At 41.7% G+C, this 14025-nt stretch carries 11 protein-coding genes; 7 read left to right on the top strand and 4 right to left on the bottom strand.

Translation table 11 applies throughout. The features are described 5' to 3' along the window. Window positions 1-59: 59 nt before the first annotated feature. Together L7A31_RS02585 and msrB are read left to right on the top strand one after the other, a co-directional pair. On the top strand, window positions 60-4574 hold the full coding sequence (locus L7A31_RS02585; protein ID WP_237359938.1) for a phage tail family protein: 4515 nt from the start codon (window positions 60-62) through the stop codon (window positions 4572-4574). Between the two features lie 147 nt (window positions 4575-4721). Further along, a complete protein-coding gene (gene msrB / locus L7A31_RS02580; RefSeq protein ID WP_237359937.1) occupies window positions 4722-5855 on the top strand; it encodes a peptide-methionine (R)-S-oxide reductase MsrB in 1134 nt (377 codons plus the stop codon). A gap of 26 nt (window positions 5856-5881) precedes the next feature. On the opposite strand, the gene L7A31_RS02575 is transcribed toward msrB, so the two are convergent. Next, window positions 5882-6766, bottom strand: a complete 885-nt coding sequence (locus L7A31_RS02575) for a LysR family transcriptional regulator (protein ID WP_237359936.1) — start codon at window positions 6764-6766, stop codon at window positions 5882-5884. Between the two features lie 141 nt (window positions 6767-6907). On the opposite strand from L7A31_RS02575, the gene L7A31_RS02570 reads away from it, so the two are divergent. After that, complete coding sequence (locus L7A31_RS02570) at window positions 6908-7357, top strand: hypothetical protein (RefSeq protein ID WP_237359934.1); 450 nt, start codon at window positions 6908-6910, stop codon at window positions 7355-7357. A 76-nt stretch (window positions 7358-7433) separates the two neighbouring features. On the opposite strand, the gene folE is transcribed toward L7A31_RS02570, so the two are convergent. Then, window positions 7434-8087 carry a GTP cyclohydrolase I FolE gene (gene folE / locus L7A31_RS02565; RefSeq protein WP_237359933.1) on the bottom strand — a complete coding sequence of 218 codons (654 nt, stop codon included), beginning with the start codon at window positions 8085-8087 and terminating at the stop codon, window positions 7434-7436. Window positions 8088-8251: 164 nt separating this feature from the next. Between folE and moeA the strand changes: the two genes are divergently transcribed. From moeA to L7A31_RS02550, 3 genes are all read left to right on the top strand, one after another. Continuing rightward, a complete protein-coding gene (gene moeA / locus L7A31_RS02560) occupies window positions 8252-9487 on the top strand; it encodes a molybdopterin molybdotransferase MoeA (protein WP_237359932.1) in 1236 nt (411 codons plus the stop codon). A 13-nt stretch (window positions 9488-9500) separates the two neighbouring features. Next, entirely contained in the window at window positions 9501-10259 is a 759-nt protein-coding gene (moeB, locus tag L7A31_RS02555; protein WP_237359931.1) for a molybdopterin-synthase adenylyltransferase MoeB, read from the top strand. Between the two features lie 73 nt (window positions 10260-10332). Next, window positions 10333-11163: a sulfurtransferase gene (locus L7A31_RS02550; RefSeq protein WP_237359930.1), complete on the top strand. Its 831-nt coding sequence runs from the start codon at window positions 10333-10335 to the stop codon at window positions 11161-11163. 66 nt (window positions 11164-11229) lie between these two features. Here the strand turns inward: L7A31_RS02550 and L7A31_RS22140 are convergent, their stop codons facing one another. Next, the gene (locus tag L7A31_RS22140; protein ID WP_290368735.1) at window positions 11230-11364 is read right to left on the bottom strand and encodes a hypothetical protein; all 135 of its coding nucleotides are present in this window, start codon (window positions 11362-11364) and stop codon (window positions 11230-11232) included. Window positions 11365-11707: 343 nt separating this feature from the next. Here L7A31_RS22140 and L7A31_RS02545 point away from each other — a divergent pair, with 343 nt between their 5' ends. After that, window positions 11708-12355 carry an SGNH/GDSL hydrolase family protein gene (locus tag L7A31_RS02545; RefSeq protein WP_237359929.1) on the top strand — a complete coding sequence of 216 codons (648 nt, stop codon included), beginning with the start codon at window positions 11708-11710 and terminating at the stop codon, window positions 12353-12355. Between the two features lie 64 nt (window positions 12356-12419). On the opposite strand, the gene L7A31_RS02540 is transcribed toward L7A31_RS02545, so the two are convergent. Then, window positions 12420-13847 (bottom strand): DASS family sodium-coupled anion symporter, encoded by a 1428-nt coding sequence (locus L7A31_RS02540; protein WP_237360738.1) that lies wholly within the window; start codon window positions 13845-13847, stop codon window positions 12420-12422. Between the last annotated feature and the right edge of the window lie 178 nt (window positions 13848-14025).

The following is a 14025-nucleotide window of genomic DNA, read 5'->3' as shown; positions in this document are numbered from 1 at the left end:
CATATAGAGTCCTTAGTATTTCTGGCATATTGATACTGTTTATTGTTCAAGGAAAGAAAATGACTACAAACACCCCATCCAATGCTATTTCATTGAGAACCCAAATTTCAAAGATCGTTCGAAAGGTTTTAAAAAGCGAGGAACTTCAATCAAAAGAGATGCAATGCTTCGATGAACTTCTCTCGAGAAGACAATTCATTAGTGGTAGTGCCAAATTTGCCGGACTAGGAGCTCTTATCAGCAGTGGCCTAATGCCTAGTGCTTGGGGAAAATTAAACTCCGATTACGCCAGTGATCCTACACAATTCGGCATAACAAGTGCTGAAATGGCAGAAGAAACTAACGCGTATCAGCTTACTTGGGGAACAGAGCTTTATACGCAAGTAGTTCAAGATAAAGTTTATGAATCTAACCAAAGCAAGCAAGGTCAACATGTTGCGTTAGAAAGCTTCAACTATGGCCAGCTAAAAATTCAATCAATGGTAGAGGACAGTAATCCAACGGAATCAAGCTTTATAGATACGGGAGCAAACTACGGAAGCATTGAGATGGCCCAACTCTCTCAAGACCATGAAGGCAACTGGGGGATTGAAGTACTAGAAAGAAATAGAGAACTAGACGACAAAAACAATGTGGGTGGCAACTATGTCTCTAGTCGTATTCCTTCAAGCGAGTTTACTGGGCTTGCAGGTGACGCCAAACTTTTCCCTTTGCATCACCCTATGCATAACACCCTCGATCCCACCACAGGCAATATGCGCGGAGTTCAAGCGTTCTTAATATTTAGTCGTTCGCTCAATGATTCATTTCTATGCATTCGATGGATGGAAGCTTCAACAGAGTTACAAAGCCCTCAATCACATATTTCTCCTTGGGAGGTAAAAAGGCTTAGCTCTCTGCTCCCCGCTGTCGATCCAGTATATCACATTGATACCTATACAGATGTAACAATGAAAAGTTATGTAATTGCAAATATATCGACCGGCGGTAGCAATACATTTAAACGAAATATTATATTTAGCATAGAGGGTTGGAAAGAGGTGGCCTGCTATGACATTGTCACCAAAGTAAAGGATGGCGTCTCTGTAGGAAATCCTAATAACAACACTTCAAACATCATACATATTACTCAAAGTGATGACTCTAGGAATATGCAAGAGACATTCAATATAAATGTTCGAGGCCTCCCTGCATATACCTCCATAAGATATTCTCCAGAACATATTACCGACACTCGCAACGTTGCCTCAAATAATACAACGTTTCTTATTCAAAATAGGCGACGTACTGATGCAACATGTGAGGATCCAATTGTCGACTCAAGTAGCAATAGGAAATACATGAGCTGGGAAAACGACTATGGGTTTCGTGACATATATGCACTGCACAACTGTAAAGTCACCGATATAAATGGGAATACTACACAAGCAACTATAAAAATTGCTCTTGTATCTCAAACAACTCCACAGGGAAAAAGCAAATCATTTATCATGCTGCTAGCACATGACGATGACCGAGGTAGACTCATCGGATTCCGTCCTTTTGTAACTTCTGGCGCCTCATTTCTAGGTGACCCTATAATGCTAACTGGAGGCTTTAGTAAGTTCGGAGGCTTTACATTTTTCTCAAAAGATGCGAATAACAATATACTCATGTACCGCCAGGCTACAGAGCAAGATCCGAATACTCCATACACACCTGCCCGGGTAGATAATTTTTTAACCCCTCCTGAATCTATTGAATCCTCGAAGTTTTTTTTCGACAGTTGTCCTGCTTTCGCCAATACGCTATTAGTCGACGGTTATCAACAATACAGTGGATTTTTCATCGGCAATAAAGCCAACTGCATTTACTGTCCACCTAGATTCAACCAACGCTGTGACATGCTTGCGATAGAAACAGATAACCGAGCTGGTAAGCAGGTAGACCGAAGTTACATAACATACAAGAAGCAGGTTGAAAAAACTTGGACGAAAGAGCCCGTAACACAAAGTATCTCGGCTAGAGAGGCTGAAGAGTCAGATACCGTCTACCAAGAGTGTTACAGAACAACAATTACCCCCCAAAATAGCTATGGATACAATACACAAGGAAACGAGAACCAATTTATAGAATTACGTAGCCCAGAACCTACGACTATTATCGTAAACAATAAGAAGAGCTATAACATTGACCGTACGAAAGGCGCGATGGTTCCATTAAAAGATACCAGTGGATCAATATCTGTCATAGTGAAAGCAGAATCAATTGCTTGCCGATTAATGGCAAGGGTTATTGATATTAGCACTCTCTTGCCAGGACTAGACTCAGCTTTACTGCAAGACACTTCAGGTGAAGGTGTCACCTCGCGTTGGTTTAACATTAACTTGGCAAAAGAAGCCAATAAGAGAATGACCGACTCGAATTATAACAATTCAAGCGCCCTAAAAGAAAAAGCACAACAGACAGGGGTCGAGATTACCGATGAAATCGATAGTGACGATGATGCTTATGATCTGCTTAGCGACCTATATAGTGACGCTGGTGAAGCCATGGGCGTACTAAATACGGCACATGATGAAGAGCAAGACTTGCGGAGTGGCTATTCAACTAACCCTCGAGGCAGTGACCCACTGTTTACGTTGCATGTAGCATCAAACCAATATCAAAATCAAGTAAGCTCGAACGGAGCTTTAACAATGAGTTTTGTCCATGGACGACTAGTTCGTAGTCAAGGAGATTCGACAGTAAATGCAAGCTTCAACGGTTTCTTTGACTCGTTCGTTGATTGGGTTACAGATGCTGCACATGCTGTTGCTAACTGGGTTGTTGGAGCGGGAGAAACTATCAAGAATGGCTTTGAAGTTGCTATCAATAAGGCTAAAGGGACTGTAAATGTTGTTCTCTCTCAAGATTTTCTCGAGCTTTTAGGGCAGCAAATAGATAAAGCCGTATCTGTTGTCGTATCCACTTGCGAGCAATTTGCCGATATAATTATGACGGTAACTGAATTGATTGTTCGAGTAGTCATGTGCTTGATTCGAGCTATTGTACTCCTCATCATGATGTTGGTTCACATAAAAGATATTATTAGCACAATAAAAAGTGCGGAGAGACTTCATGATGAAATGTTTTCCATCGTCGCTGAGCAGAAACAGTCTACACTAAATTATATAGGGGACTTTAAAAACAACGTCCACTCAGCAATTAACTCTGTTAACTTCCCTGAATACCAAGAAACTCAGCAAGGTGTTGGGACCTCTGTATTAAATACTTATTCTCAAGTTATGTCGATAATACAAGATGGACTTAACGCCATATTGAATTCTCCTATCGTAAAAGATGTTATTATGCCTGCTATCGAGTGGTTATCAGAAGCCGTAACTGCAGCGCTTGGTGAAGTATGGGATACGATCAGCCCTATCCTATTTCGTGAAATGGATATCAATCTCGACTCAATAATAGATAAAATAGTAAATTCAACGACAGACGTACTCGACCCAAACTCCGTAGAAAATTTTGCCGCTTGGCTTCTAGACGCTGCTATCGAAACAGCCCAAAACCCAGCCTTACTAAACGATAAAGTATACGAAATATTGGACAAAGCGAATAAAGAGTTCAAAGGGACCATCGATTGGAGTTTTGAGCTGGTTGAGTCTACTTTGTCCCTTGTTTTCGACATATTTGAAGAAACTTGGACACAAGGCCTCATCACAATTCAAATTCCATTCTTTACGAAGTTCATGAAACTGTTTGGAGTCGACCTTTCTACTAGCATCAGTCTAAAACAATTAAACAGTATACTACTTGGTGTATTTTCATGGAGCTATATGTATATTGTTGAAGGCAAAAGCATTACTCACTTACCGTCAATAAAGAATAATTATCTTCAGAGCCCTAAATCCAGTGGCATTGATGACTGGGATATATTTGGTATTGTCTTCGATTTTTATGGAGTATTTATTGGACAAGTACGCGGAGGGTTTTGGTATATAAACCAAAAGATAAAAGCATTTGAAAAGGAAAACCCTCAAGATGACGCATTAATAAGGTTCCAACCTCCAATGAGTGAGCTTTCAAAGTTTATGGAAGTAGTAGAAGGATTCTACGTTATTATTAAGTTTGGCAAAATGGTTGCAAAAACTGCAGGCAAAGGTGGTGAGCCTCTGGATATAGCCACAAGTGTTATTTTCAACGTATTATACACCACATTTAAAATCCCTAGCTTTATTCACTTACTGACAAAAGGTAAGGATGAGTATACTTTTGAGAAGCACTTCAATAAGCTTAAAAAAGTATTGAAGATTTTGGAATTAAGTAGGCATAACATGGAACAAGTCATTAAGACTGTTAATTTTGCTGAGAATAAATTTGATAAAGCATCTGATGTAGAGCGATATAAGTTTATTGCCGGAGCTTTAGACGCCCAGGGAAAAACTTTAAAGTATGCGATTGATATAAGCAACTGGAGTAGCTCTGTAACTGCATCAGAAATTCTATTAAAAGCTCAAATGGGATTTTATGCAAGCGAGGTCCTTGCATTAAATAACTTATTAGCTGTGAGCATTAGTGCAGGTGTAAAAGTCAACTCATAGAATAAGTGTCAGTCACTACCTAGGCTAACCACTAATATCGGTGCTTACTCAGGTAGTGGCTTCAAAACAGACAATTTTATACTGTTTGAAATTTATATCGCAGCTACCCTTTCTTATCTCAATACATAAGATGTATTTGAGGTTCCTATGCGTAAACGAAATGTTGTTAGATCTATCTTCTTGTTCAGCTCGCTGATTAGCTATTCTTTTTTAAGCTATGCGTTTATCGATGAGCAGCAAGCCCAAAAACAAGGCTATCAAGTTGCAACCCTCGCTGGGGGTTGTTTTTGGTGCACTGAGTCTGATCTCGAAAAGCAGCCTGGTGTAGTAGAGGTGGTATCCGGTTATTCTGGTGGTACAAAAGACAACCCTACCTACAAGCAAGTCGCATCTGGTAAAACTAACTATATCGAAACCGTTAACGTGTATTACGATCCTGACGTTGTCAGTTACGAACAAATTCTCGATCAGTTTTTCCGCCATATAGACCCAACTGACGACAAAGGCTCTTTCGTTGACCGTGGCCCACAATACCGCCCAGCGGTGTTTTATCGCGACGCCCAGCAAAAGCAAATTGCACAAGAATTTATTGAAGAAATCGATCAACTGGGTGTTTACAAAAAACCTTTGAAAACAGAGCTCATTGAATTTAGTAAGTTTTGGCCGGCAGAAAACTATCACCAAGACTATTACAAGAAAAGTAAGATTCGTTACAGCTACTACCGTTATGCTTCAGGCAGAGATCAGTACCTAGACGACATTTTCGGGTCAGATAGAAAAGACAATCCCATAACACTTCGCCAACTGATTGATGAAAAACAGTTGGTCACTAACGCCAAAACTTATGAAAAGCCTTCTGAAAGTGTAATTAAGAATAAACTGACTAAGATTCAATATTATGTCACCCAAGAAGATGGCACTGAGAGAGCTTTTCAAAATGAGTATTGGGACAACAAAGCAGAGGGTATATACGTGGACATAGTGACTGGGGAGCCTTTGTTTTCGTCACTCGATAAATTTAAATCTGGCACTGGTTGGCCCAGCTTTACCAAACCAATTAACCCCGCTTACGTGACCACAAAAAGTGACTTCAAATTACTCTATACAAGAACGGAAGTTCGCAGTCGCTTTGGCGACTCTCACCTTGGTCACGTATTTAAAGACGGCCCCGCTCCAACTGGCCTAAGGTATTGTATTAACTCAGCTTCAATGCGATTCATTCCAAAAGAAGATTTGGAGAAAGAAGGCTATGGCGAGTATCGTCACTTGTTTGACAGTTAATTGACGACTACTTATTGGAGGGTAACTCAAGTGCTGTAAGCTTGAGTTATCTCCTTCCAAAAACGCTCCGCGACTGGCCCTCTGCTACCCTCTCTCTTACGAAACATATACATATCACCTGTACTTTCGACTGGGATGTTTTCTACAGAGATAGGCTCTAACAAACCGTTTTTTAACTCTTGCTGAATGAGGTGCTCTGGCAGCCTGCCCCACCCAAGCCCTGCGACAGTCAGCTCTTTTTTTGTTGCCATATCGCCAACACTCCACGTTTCTCCATATGGAGAGACATACATTGCCGCTTTATCGCTATTTGTTGCACTATCACGCAAAACGATCTGTGAATACTCGCGTGACTCTTCAAGAAGAATCTTACGCTGGTTGCCACCTTTGAAGTAGTTTGGCGCCGCAACATTGATAAACGTAATGCTACCAATCAGCACTTTTTCATGAGTGGCATCCAAACCAAACTCAGGTCCAAAGCCTAAATCAACATTGCCATCATTAATTTTTTCAACCACGCCATTTAGCACTTCCGTCGTAATATGAAAACGAGTAAACGGAAATTGATCTATGATGACTTTCAGTTGTTTGAGTAATAAAGGAAGTGGGCAACTAGCCCCAATAACTATGCCAAAAGTTGGTTCTACATTATTAGCTAGCTCGCGTCCCATCGTCTGCAATTGAACAAAGTGCTCCATCGTCAACTTCGCTCTACGGTAAAACGCCTGTCCAACGTCAGTCAGTGTTGGCCGATATTGGTTGCGGTCGAATAAAACAATATCGAACTCATTTTCCAAAGACTTGATCGACGCACTTATAGCGGCTTGGGTCTTATAAATTGTCTTAGCTGCTTTGCGAAAGCTGCCCTGCTCCGCTACTGCAATCAATGCCCTAAGTTGTTCATTTGTCACCAATGCTCTCAACATGAAAGATTTTAGTTATCATCTTAATAAAAAATAGTCGTTATTTAATTTTCATTCAACGTTTTATAGTGTTTATCAAGTTCAGTAAGCCACACCAATTGAAGTGGAATAAACTATAGGTAGATAACAATGAAAACATCAGCACTATTGAAAGCATCATCAGTACTTTGGATGATTTGGGGAGTATTTCACTTCGCGATTGGTGTCGCTATGATCTATTTGCTATCACTTGGCAATCATGCACTATCGTTAAGCTTTGTCTCATCAGACCCACTCATGGCAGATTTGATACGCGAATATGCACCAGTCGTGACGGCAACATTAAAACAGCACTCATGGAATCTTGGCTGGTTTGGTGTTGTGACTATGGTTGGCAGCGTGTATATCTGGAAACGAAACGCCACAGCGATATTTGTGACAGCATTGGTCGGTGGTCTGGCGGACTTAGGCTACTTCATGTTTGTTGACTTAGCGAACCTAGCACCACCAGCCGGTACTTTGATGACGGTGATCAGCGCTTCAGCGATTGTTTTGAGCTTCTATGCCTACTACAGCAGCAATAGGTTGCAAAACCAGTAAGTAATACACATAAGTAAAAGCCAGCATTGATATATGCTGGCTTTCAGTGTTTAGGATATTAACAAACCTAAAGGTCTTAACGTATCCCGTGCAAAAACTCGTGACGTGTTGCCGGATTGCTTTTAAAAATACCGCCGAGCGCTGTTGTCGTTGTCACACTGGTCGCGTCCATTACTCCACGCGATTTTACGCAGTAATGAGTGGCATCGATACTCACAGCAACATCATCCGACTCAAGTAATGTTTGCAGCGCAACTAAAATCTGTTGGGTCATGCGCTCTTGAACTTGAGGTCTTTGCGCAAAAAAGCGCACAATGCGGTTAATCTTTGATAGGCCAATAATCTTGCCACGAGGGATATAAGCGACGGCTGCTTTTCCATCGATTGTGACCAAATGATGTTCACAAGTGCTGGTCACGGTAATGTCTTTTACACGCACCATCTCGTTCACATTCATTTTGTTCTCAATCACCGTGATCTTGGGGAAGTTTTGATAATCCAAACCTGAGAATATTTCATCAACAAACATTTTTGCCACACGATTAGGTGTGTCTTGCAGGCTATCATCATTCAAGTCTAGCCCTAGTAGCGATAGCACTTCACGCATATGACCTTGGATCTTTTCTTTCTTCTCTTCTGGTAGATAGGCATTCTCAACCATTGGAGTTTCTAATCCACTGCGTTCTAAAGCTTGTTTTACTAATGTTGCTGACTCACTCAGGACCGACATGTATTCCCCTGTTCAATTACTGGTCGTCTTAGAGGGCGATAAGGATACTCGTATTTTAAATTTATTACACCCTTATTTTGCTCAGGGTCAATGTTTGTATGCCACTATTGAATGGGAACTGTGATAGAGTCTAACCAATTAGTTAACAACAATAGGACTTCATAATGAGCTGCTGCGACGCTCCTAATTTGATGCCGATTGAAGATGCGCTTCAACACATGCTTTCCGGAATTAAACCCATCCAACAATCTGTCGAGTTAAAACTGCAAGACGCTATTGGTTTCGTACTAGCAGAAGACCTACTTTCCCCTATTAACGTTCCGCCATTTGATAACTCAGCGATGGATGGATACGCCATTCGAATTGCTGATCTAGAAAAATCAGACACACTTCCTTTAGCTGGTAAGTCCTTTGCCGGACAACCTTTTGAAGGCAATTGGCCTGCAGATACTTGCATTCGAATTATGACAGGTGCCAAAATCCCAGCGGGCTGCGACGCTGTTATCATGCAAGAGCAAACAGAAACAACAGATAGTGGTATTCGATTTACCAACCAAAAGGTAAAACACAATAACAATATTCGACCTGTTGGTGACGACATACAAAAAGGCGATGTTGCACTGGCCAAAGGAGCAAGATTAACTTCTCGCGACTTACCAATGATCGCTTCCTTAGGTATCAGCCACATCAAAGTGTTACGCAAACCTAAAGTTGCTTTTTTCTCTACCGGCGATGAGCTTAAACCACTAGGTCAACCACTTGAAGAAGGTCAAATTTACGATAGCAACAGATATGGCATAAAGCCGCTTATCGAAAAGTTTGGCTGTGAAGCCATTGATTTAGGCATTATTCCAGATAATCCAGAAACGCTGAAAGCCACTTTTGAAAGAGCACAATCTGAAGCCGATGTCGTGGTCACTTCTGGCGGTGTAAGTGTGGGTGAAGCTGATTACACGAAAGATATTCTTGACGAAATCGGCCAAATCGGATTTTGGAAGTTAGCCATTAAGCCCGGTAAACCTTTTGCATTTGGGCAATTAGATAATGCTTGGTTCTGTGGATTGCCTGGCAACCCTGTGTCTGCATTCATCACCCTATATGTACTTGTGCAGCCACTACTTGCCAAACTAGGTGGACACACTGAATGGAAACCACAACCGTTTATACCAGCTATCACGAAAAATGGATTTAAAAAATCACCTGGACGTACTGACTATCAACGCGGCATATACACTATCGAAGATGGTCAATTTTACGTAGAAACCACAGGCAACCAGAGCTCAGGTGCTTTTCGTTCGATGAGTTTAGCCAATTGTTTTGTCGTATTAGAGCAAAATCGCGGACGCGTGGAAGCCGGCGAAACGGTGCAAGTACAGATGTTTAGTAGCAGCCTTTATTAACTAGGAGCAACACTTGAAAGAGTTAACTGATCAAGAGATCCTACGTTACAACAGGCAAATTACGTTAAAACATTTTGATTTTGAAGGCCAAGAAGCCCTCAAAAATAGTTCTGTGTTGATTGTGGGCGCAGGTGGTCTAGGATGTGCTGCAAGCCAATATCTTGCCGTCGCTGGTGTCGGAAACCTCACGCTTATCGATGACGATGTGGTTGAGCATTCCAATTTGCAGAGACAAGTTCTACATACAGATAGCGACATCAATCGGAATAAAGTCGACTCCGCCGCAGATTCTTTAACAAACCTGAATCCACATATTGCGGTTGCGACTATCGCTAATAGGCTAACTGACGATGAATTGGCGCAACTGTTGCTCAAGCATAATGTTGTGATCGACGCTACCGATAATGTTGAAACCAGAAATCAGCTTAATAAGCTGTGTTTTCAAAGCAAGACCCCTCTTGTATCAGGTGCTGCAATACGCATGGAAGGACAAGTAAGTGTCTATACCTATCAAGACGAAAACCAGCCTTGTTATCAGTGCTTGAGCGCTCTATTTGGGCAGCAGGCACTGACTTGTGTCGAGGCCGGCGTCATGGCTCCTTTAGTTGGTATCATTGGCAGCATGCAAGCAATGGAAACAATCAAGCTTATTGCGAATTACGGTCAGCCAGTCGAAGGTAAGCTTTTACTCCTCGATGCACTCAACATGTCTTGGCGAGAGATGAAACTCGCTAGACAGCCAACATGCCCAGTATGTGGCGACAAAAAATAATAAACCCAATCAAAGGCCAGCCATCACTGGCCTTTATTTCATTTAATAATAATAGATTCAAAAGGAATAAAGTATGGGGCCTCTAATTAATGCTCAATGGCTAAACGAAAACATATCCGAGCAAAAGCTTGTGATACTCGACGCTAGTATCGACTTTCAAATCCCTGCAGAAACAGAAAAAGACAAAGCTAACTTCATACCCAATGCTATCCGCTTCGACTACGACAAAGAGTTTTGCGATCCCGATAGCGCGTTGCCACATATGATTCCAAGTGAAGATCGCTTCAACGAGTTAGCGCGACAACTCGGTATTAATAACGACTCCATCATTGTGGTTTACGACAACAGTGGCACATTTGCATCGCCTAGAGCTTGGTGGATGTTTAAAGCCATGGGACACAAGCAGGTTTATGTGTTGGATGGCGGTCTAACTGAATGGAAACGTAAGGGGTACCAAGTAACTCAAAGTTACCGTGAAGTCACCTCCACTGGTGATTTTAACGGCCATTTAAGCCCTAGCAACTTCCTTTCTGCGCAAGACGTACTCGCGCAGATTGAACAAGAAGATAGCCTAACCATCGATGCTCGCTCAAAGGCTCGTTTCCTAGGAAAAACACCGGAGCCACGACAAGGCATTCGCAGCGGACATATTCCAAATGCAGTATGCTTACCTTTCGTTGACCTCATGAGTAAGCACAAGCTAAAGCCTGCTCAACAACTAAAAGAAATCTTTGACGAAGTCGTTCCCAATGATAAAGAGCAATACATTTTCTCCTGTGGCTCTGGCGTCACAGCATGTATCTTGGCTTTGGCTGCCGAAACTTTGGGGTATGAAAATTTATCTGTTTATGACGGTTCATGGACTGAATGGGGGCAAAAGCAGGAGCTCCCAATAGAAGTATAGAGATCTTAAAAACAAGTGACTCCTCGTATTTCTGGGAGTCACTTATCTGTTAAGCCTACATCGTGTTTAGTCATGGCTTTCGTCTAAGTTAAGCGGTAGTTCCGTTGAATCGTTATCTAGCATGAAAGTGCTGTCCCACAACTCGTAGAAGTGTTCATGCTCATCGTTTAAGTCTTGCGATTTATCTGTGTTTACGCTCATAGTCTCATCCTATAGAAAAATTCCCTGATTGATGTGGCTCGTATTGTCATCCAACATTTCCACAACGTAGATAGTGGTACTATGAGGCTAATTTGTATTCAATCAATTTGCGTTAGCAACCTATAAAGATGTGATTCCCATGCTTGTGTAATGTAATTTATGTGTAACAAGCAATTCCACTTAACAATCAAACGATGGAATTCAATTCATACAGAAAATACAACCATGTGTTAATTTGCCTTTTCGTTACTTTTATGCAAAAAAACACATAGTGGCGTCAGCAGTTCTAATTTTGGGGTTAGCTTGATAGTCAGACTTATTTGACAACTTGTTGGAGCAATATATGAAATCTATTTTGTGTTTTGGGGATTCATTGACCTGGGGCTACAACCCGAGCAACTCTCAACGACACGCCTTTGATATACGTTGGCCGGGTGCCATGCAAAATGCTCTAGGGCATTCTTATCGCGTTATTGAGGCAGGCTTAAATGGTCGCACTACCGTTCATGATGACCCATACATTAACGACGAAGCACAAAATGGTGCAAAAGTGCTGCCTATCTACCTTGAATCTAACCTCCCATTAGATCTTGTGATTATTATGTTGGGGACAAACGATCTAAAGGCTCGATTTGGTAGCTCTGCAAACGAAATATCTCAAGGTGTTGCTAGTCTAGTAAGAAAAACGCTCTCTAGTGGCACAGGCCCGAGCGGTAAAGCTCCTAAAGTTCTGCTCCTTTCCCCTCCACATATCGGTAGGACAGAACATTTTATGGACACTATTTTTGATGGACAGAAACAAGTCTCATTGGAACTAGCCAAGCACTATCAAGTTGTTGCCGAGTTTTACCAAGTGGACTTTTTAGACACAGCTAACTTTATAGAAGCCGCTAAGGGAGAAGGTATTCACCTTGATGAAGAAGCGAATTTAGCGCTAGCTAAGATTCTTGCAGATAAGGTCCAGAGTATTCTGAACGGTGAAAGTTCATAACGTTGAAAAGCGCTAATCAAATGAATAGTGCGATATTTTCTATCACACTATTCATTTCAACCATTTAGTTGATACCTAGAATTGACCACCAAGCTAAACCTACGGTCATGAATATAACCGCTGCACAAATTGCGATAACCAAGCCAATTTTCATCCACTGACTGTTCGTATGATACCCATAACCCAAAAGAAGCGGGTTTCGCGCGTGGCTGTACGTGGACAAATTACACCCGACATTAGTGATACCAGCGACGGACAAAACTGCAACTAACGGTGCAACGCCCAGCGATACCAAAGCAGTTATAATAACTGGAGCCAATGCCATCACCTTCGCAGTACCAGATGCAAAGCAATACGCGGTAAACAAATAAAATGTCATCATCGCAATCAAAAAGACTGTCGGACTAGCTCCTGTCATATGTGTTTGCAAGAAACTCGAAACTGAACTGCCTACCCAAGACGAAAAGCCGGTCGATTTTAGGTGGTTTGCCATACCCATTAAAATAGAGAACCAAACCAGCGTATCCCATGCTCCTTTCTCTGATTTAATGTCGTCCCACGTTAAGACCTTCATTAGCAATAAAGCAGACAAACCGATGAACGCAGCGACAGTGGTGTAGATACCAAGATAGCTACCAAACACCCACATAAAAACCAACACGACAAATGTACCCAACAAGCCTTTTTCGTGGTTGGTGACTTTCCCCATTTTAGTCAGCTCTTTCTTGGCATATTCTGGTGCTTCCGGCGTTTTCTTAGTGTCAGGATTGATGGTTTTGTACAATATCAAAGGCATAACTAGCAAAAGAGCTAGAGCTGGCACCAATAGGTACATTGCCCACATGCCAAAGTTTAGTGTGATGCCAAGAACAGATGCTGCAATACCGACTAAAGCAATGTTTCCTGCAAAACCTGTAGAAAACCCTACAGCTGATGAGTCGTTCATCGCTGAGCAATTTGAAATTAAGTAACGACCAAGCTTCGAGTCATCTTTGTTTATTGCTTTTGCCAATGCGTCGGCAATCGGTGAAACAATGGCTGCGCGTGCAGTATTGCTTGGTGTCGCGGGGGCAATTAAGAAGTCAGCGACTCCTAAGCAATAGGCTACTCTCAAAGAAGACTGACCAAATTTACTCAATAGCGTTAACGCAATACGGCGGCCAAGACCCGTTTTCTGGAAAGCTCTTGCCATCATAAAAGCGATGACAATCAGCCAAATTAACGCGTTGTCAAAATCTTGCAGCCCTGCAAGCATTGAGCCTTTTGAGTTTCCAGCCGCTGTTGGGTCTAGCACAACAAATACAGTAAGCCCCACCAACGCGGTTGCCCCTGTAGGCATACAGTTTGCGATAATGGCTAAAATTGTGCCTATAAATACAATAGCGGTATGATAAGCAGTAATTTTCAGCCCAACTGGTGGCTGAAACCGCCACATAATTGAGCCCAAAACGACAATTAAGATAATAGGTAGATACTCTTTAAACACCTTCATCACTACTAATCCTTCAAATATGAAAATGAACTGATGGAATAGTATTCACACAGTTAATAAAGCATATTGACTCAGATTAATATGAAGTGCTCTAAAGCCCCCAACTATTCTCATTGTGAGACTTTGATCAAGCTACATGACCCATATCTTATTGATAGTTTTGAAAATCAAGCATTGC

It is taken from the genome of Vibrio marisflavi CECT 7928, from assembly GCF_921294215.1.
Classification (GTDB): domain Bacteria; phylum Pseudomonadota; class Gammaproteobacteria; order Enterobacterales; family Vibrionaceae; genus Vibrio; species Vibrio marisflavi.
Note: the sequence above shows the minus strand (reverse complement) of the source record. Positions and strands in the feature narration are given on the sequence as shown.

Excerpts from the sequence above, each read along its gene's own strand:
- L7A31_RS02585 (WP_237359938.1), top strand. The coding sequence starts at position 60 with ATGACTACAAACACCCCATCCAATGCTATTTCATTGAGAACCCAAATT.
- msrB (WP_237359937.1), top strand. The coding sequence starts at position 4,722 with ATGCGTAAACGAAATGTTGTTAGATCTATCTTCTTGTTCAGCTCGCTG.
- L7A31_RS02570 (WP_237359934.1), top strand. The coding sequence starts at position 6,908 with ATGAAAACATCAGCACTATTGAAAGCATCATCAGTACTTTGGATGATT.
- folE (WP_237359933.1), bottom strand. The coding sequence starts at position 8,087 with ATGTCGGTCCTGAGTGAGTCAGCAACATTAGTAAAACAAGCTTTAGAA.
- moeA (WP_237359932.1), top strand. The coding sequence starts at position 8,252 with ATGAGCTGCTGCGACGCTCCTAATTTGATGCCGATTGAAGATGCGCTT.
- L7A31_RS02550 (WP_237359930.1), top strand. The coding sequence starts at position 10,333 with ATGGGGCCTCTAATTAATGCTCAATGGCTAAACGAAAACATATCCGAG.
- L7A31_RS22140 (WP_290368735.1), bottom strand. The coding sequence starts at position 11,364 with ATGAGCGTAAACACAGATAAATCGCAAGACTTAAACGATGAGCATGAA.
- L7A31_RS02545 (WP_237359929.1), top strand. The coding sequence starts at position 11,708 with ATGAAATCTATTTTGTGTTTTGGGGATTCATTGACCTGGGGCTACAAC.
- L7A31_RS02540 (WP_237360738.1), bottom strand. The coding sequence starts at position 13,847 with ATGAAGGTGTTTAAAGAGTATCTACCTATTATCTTAATTGTCGTTTTG.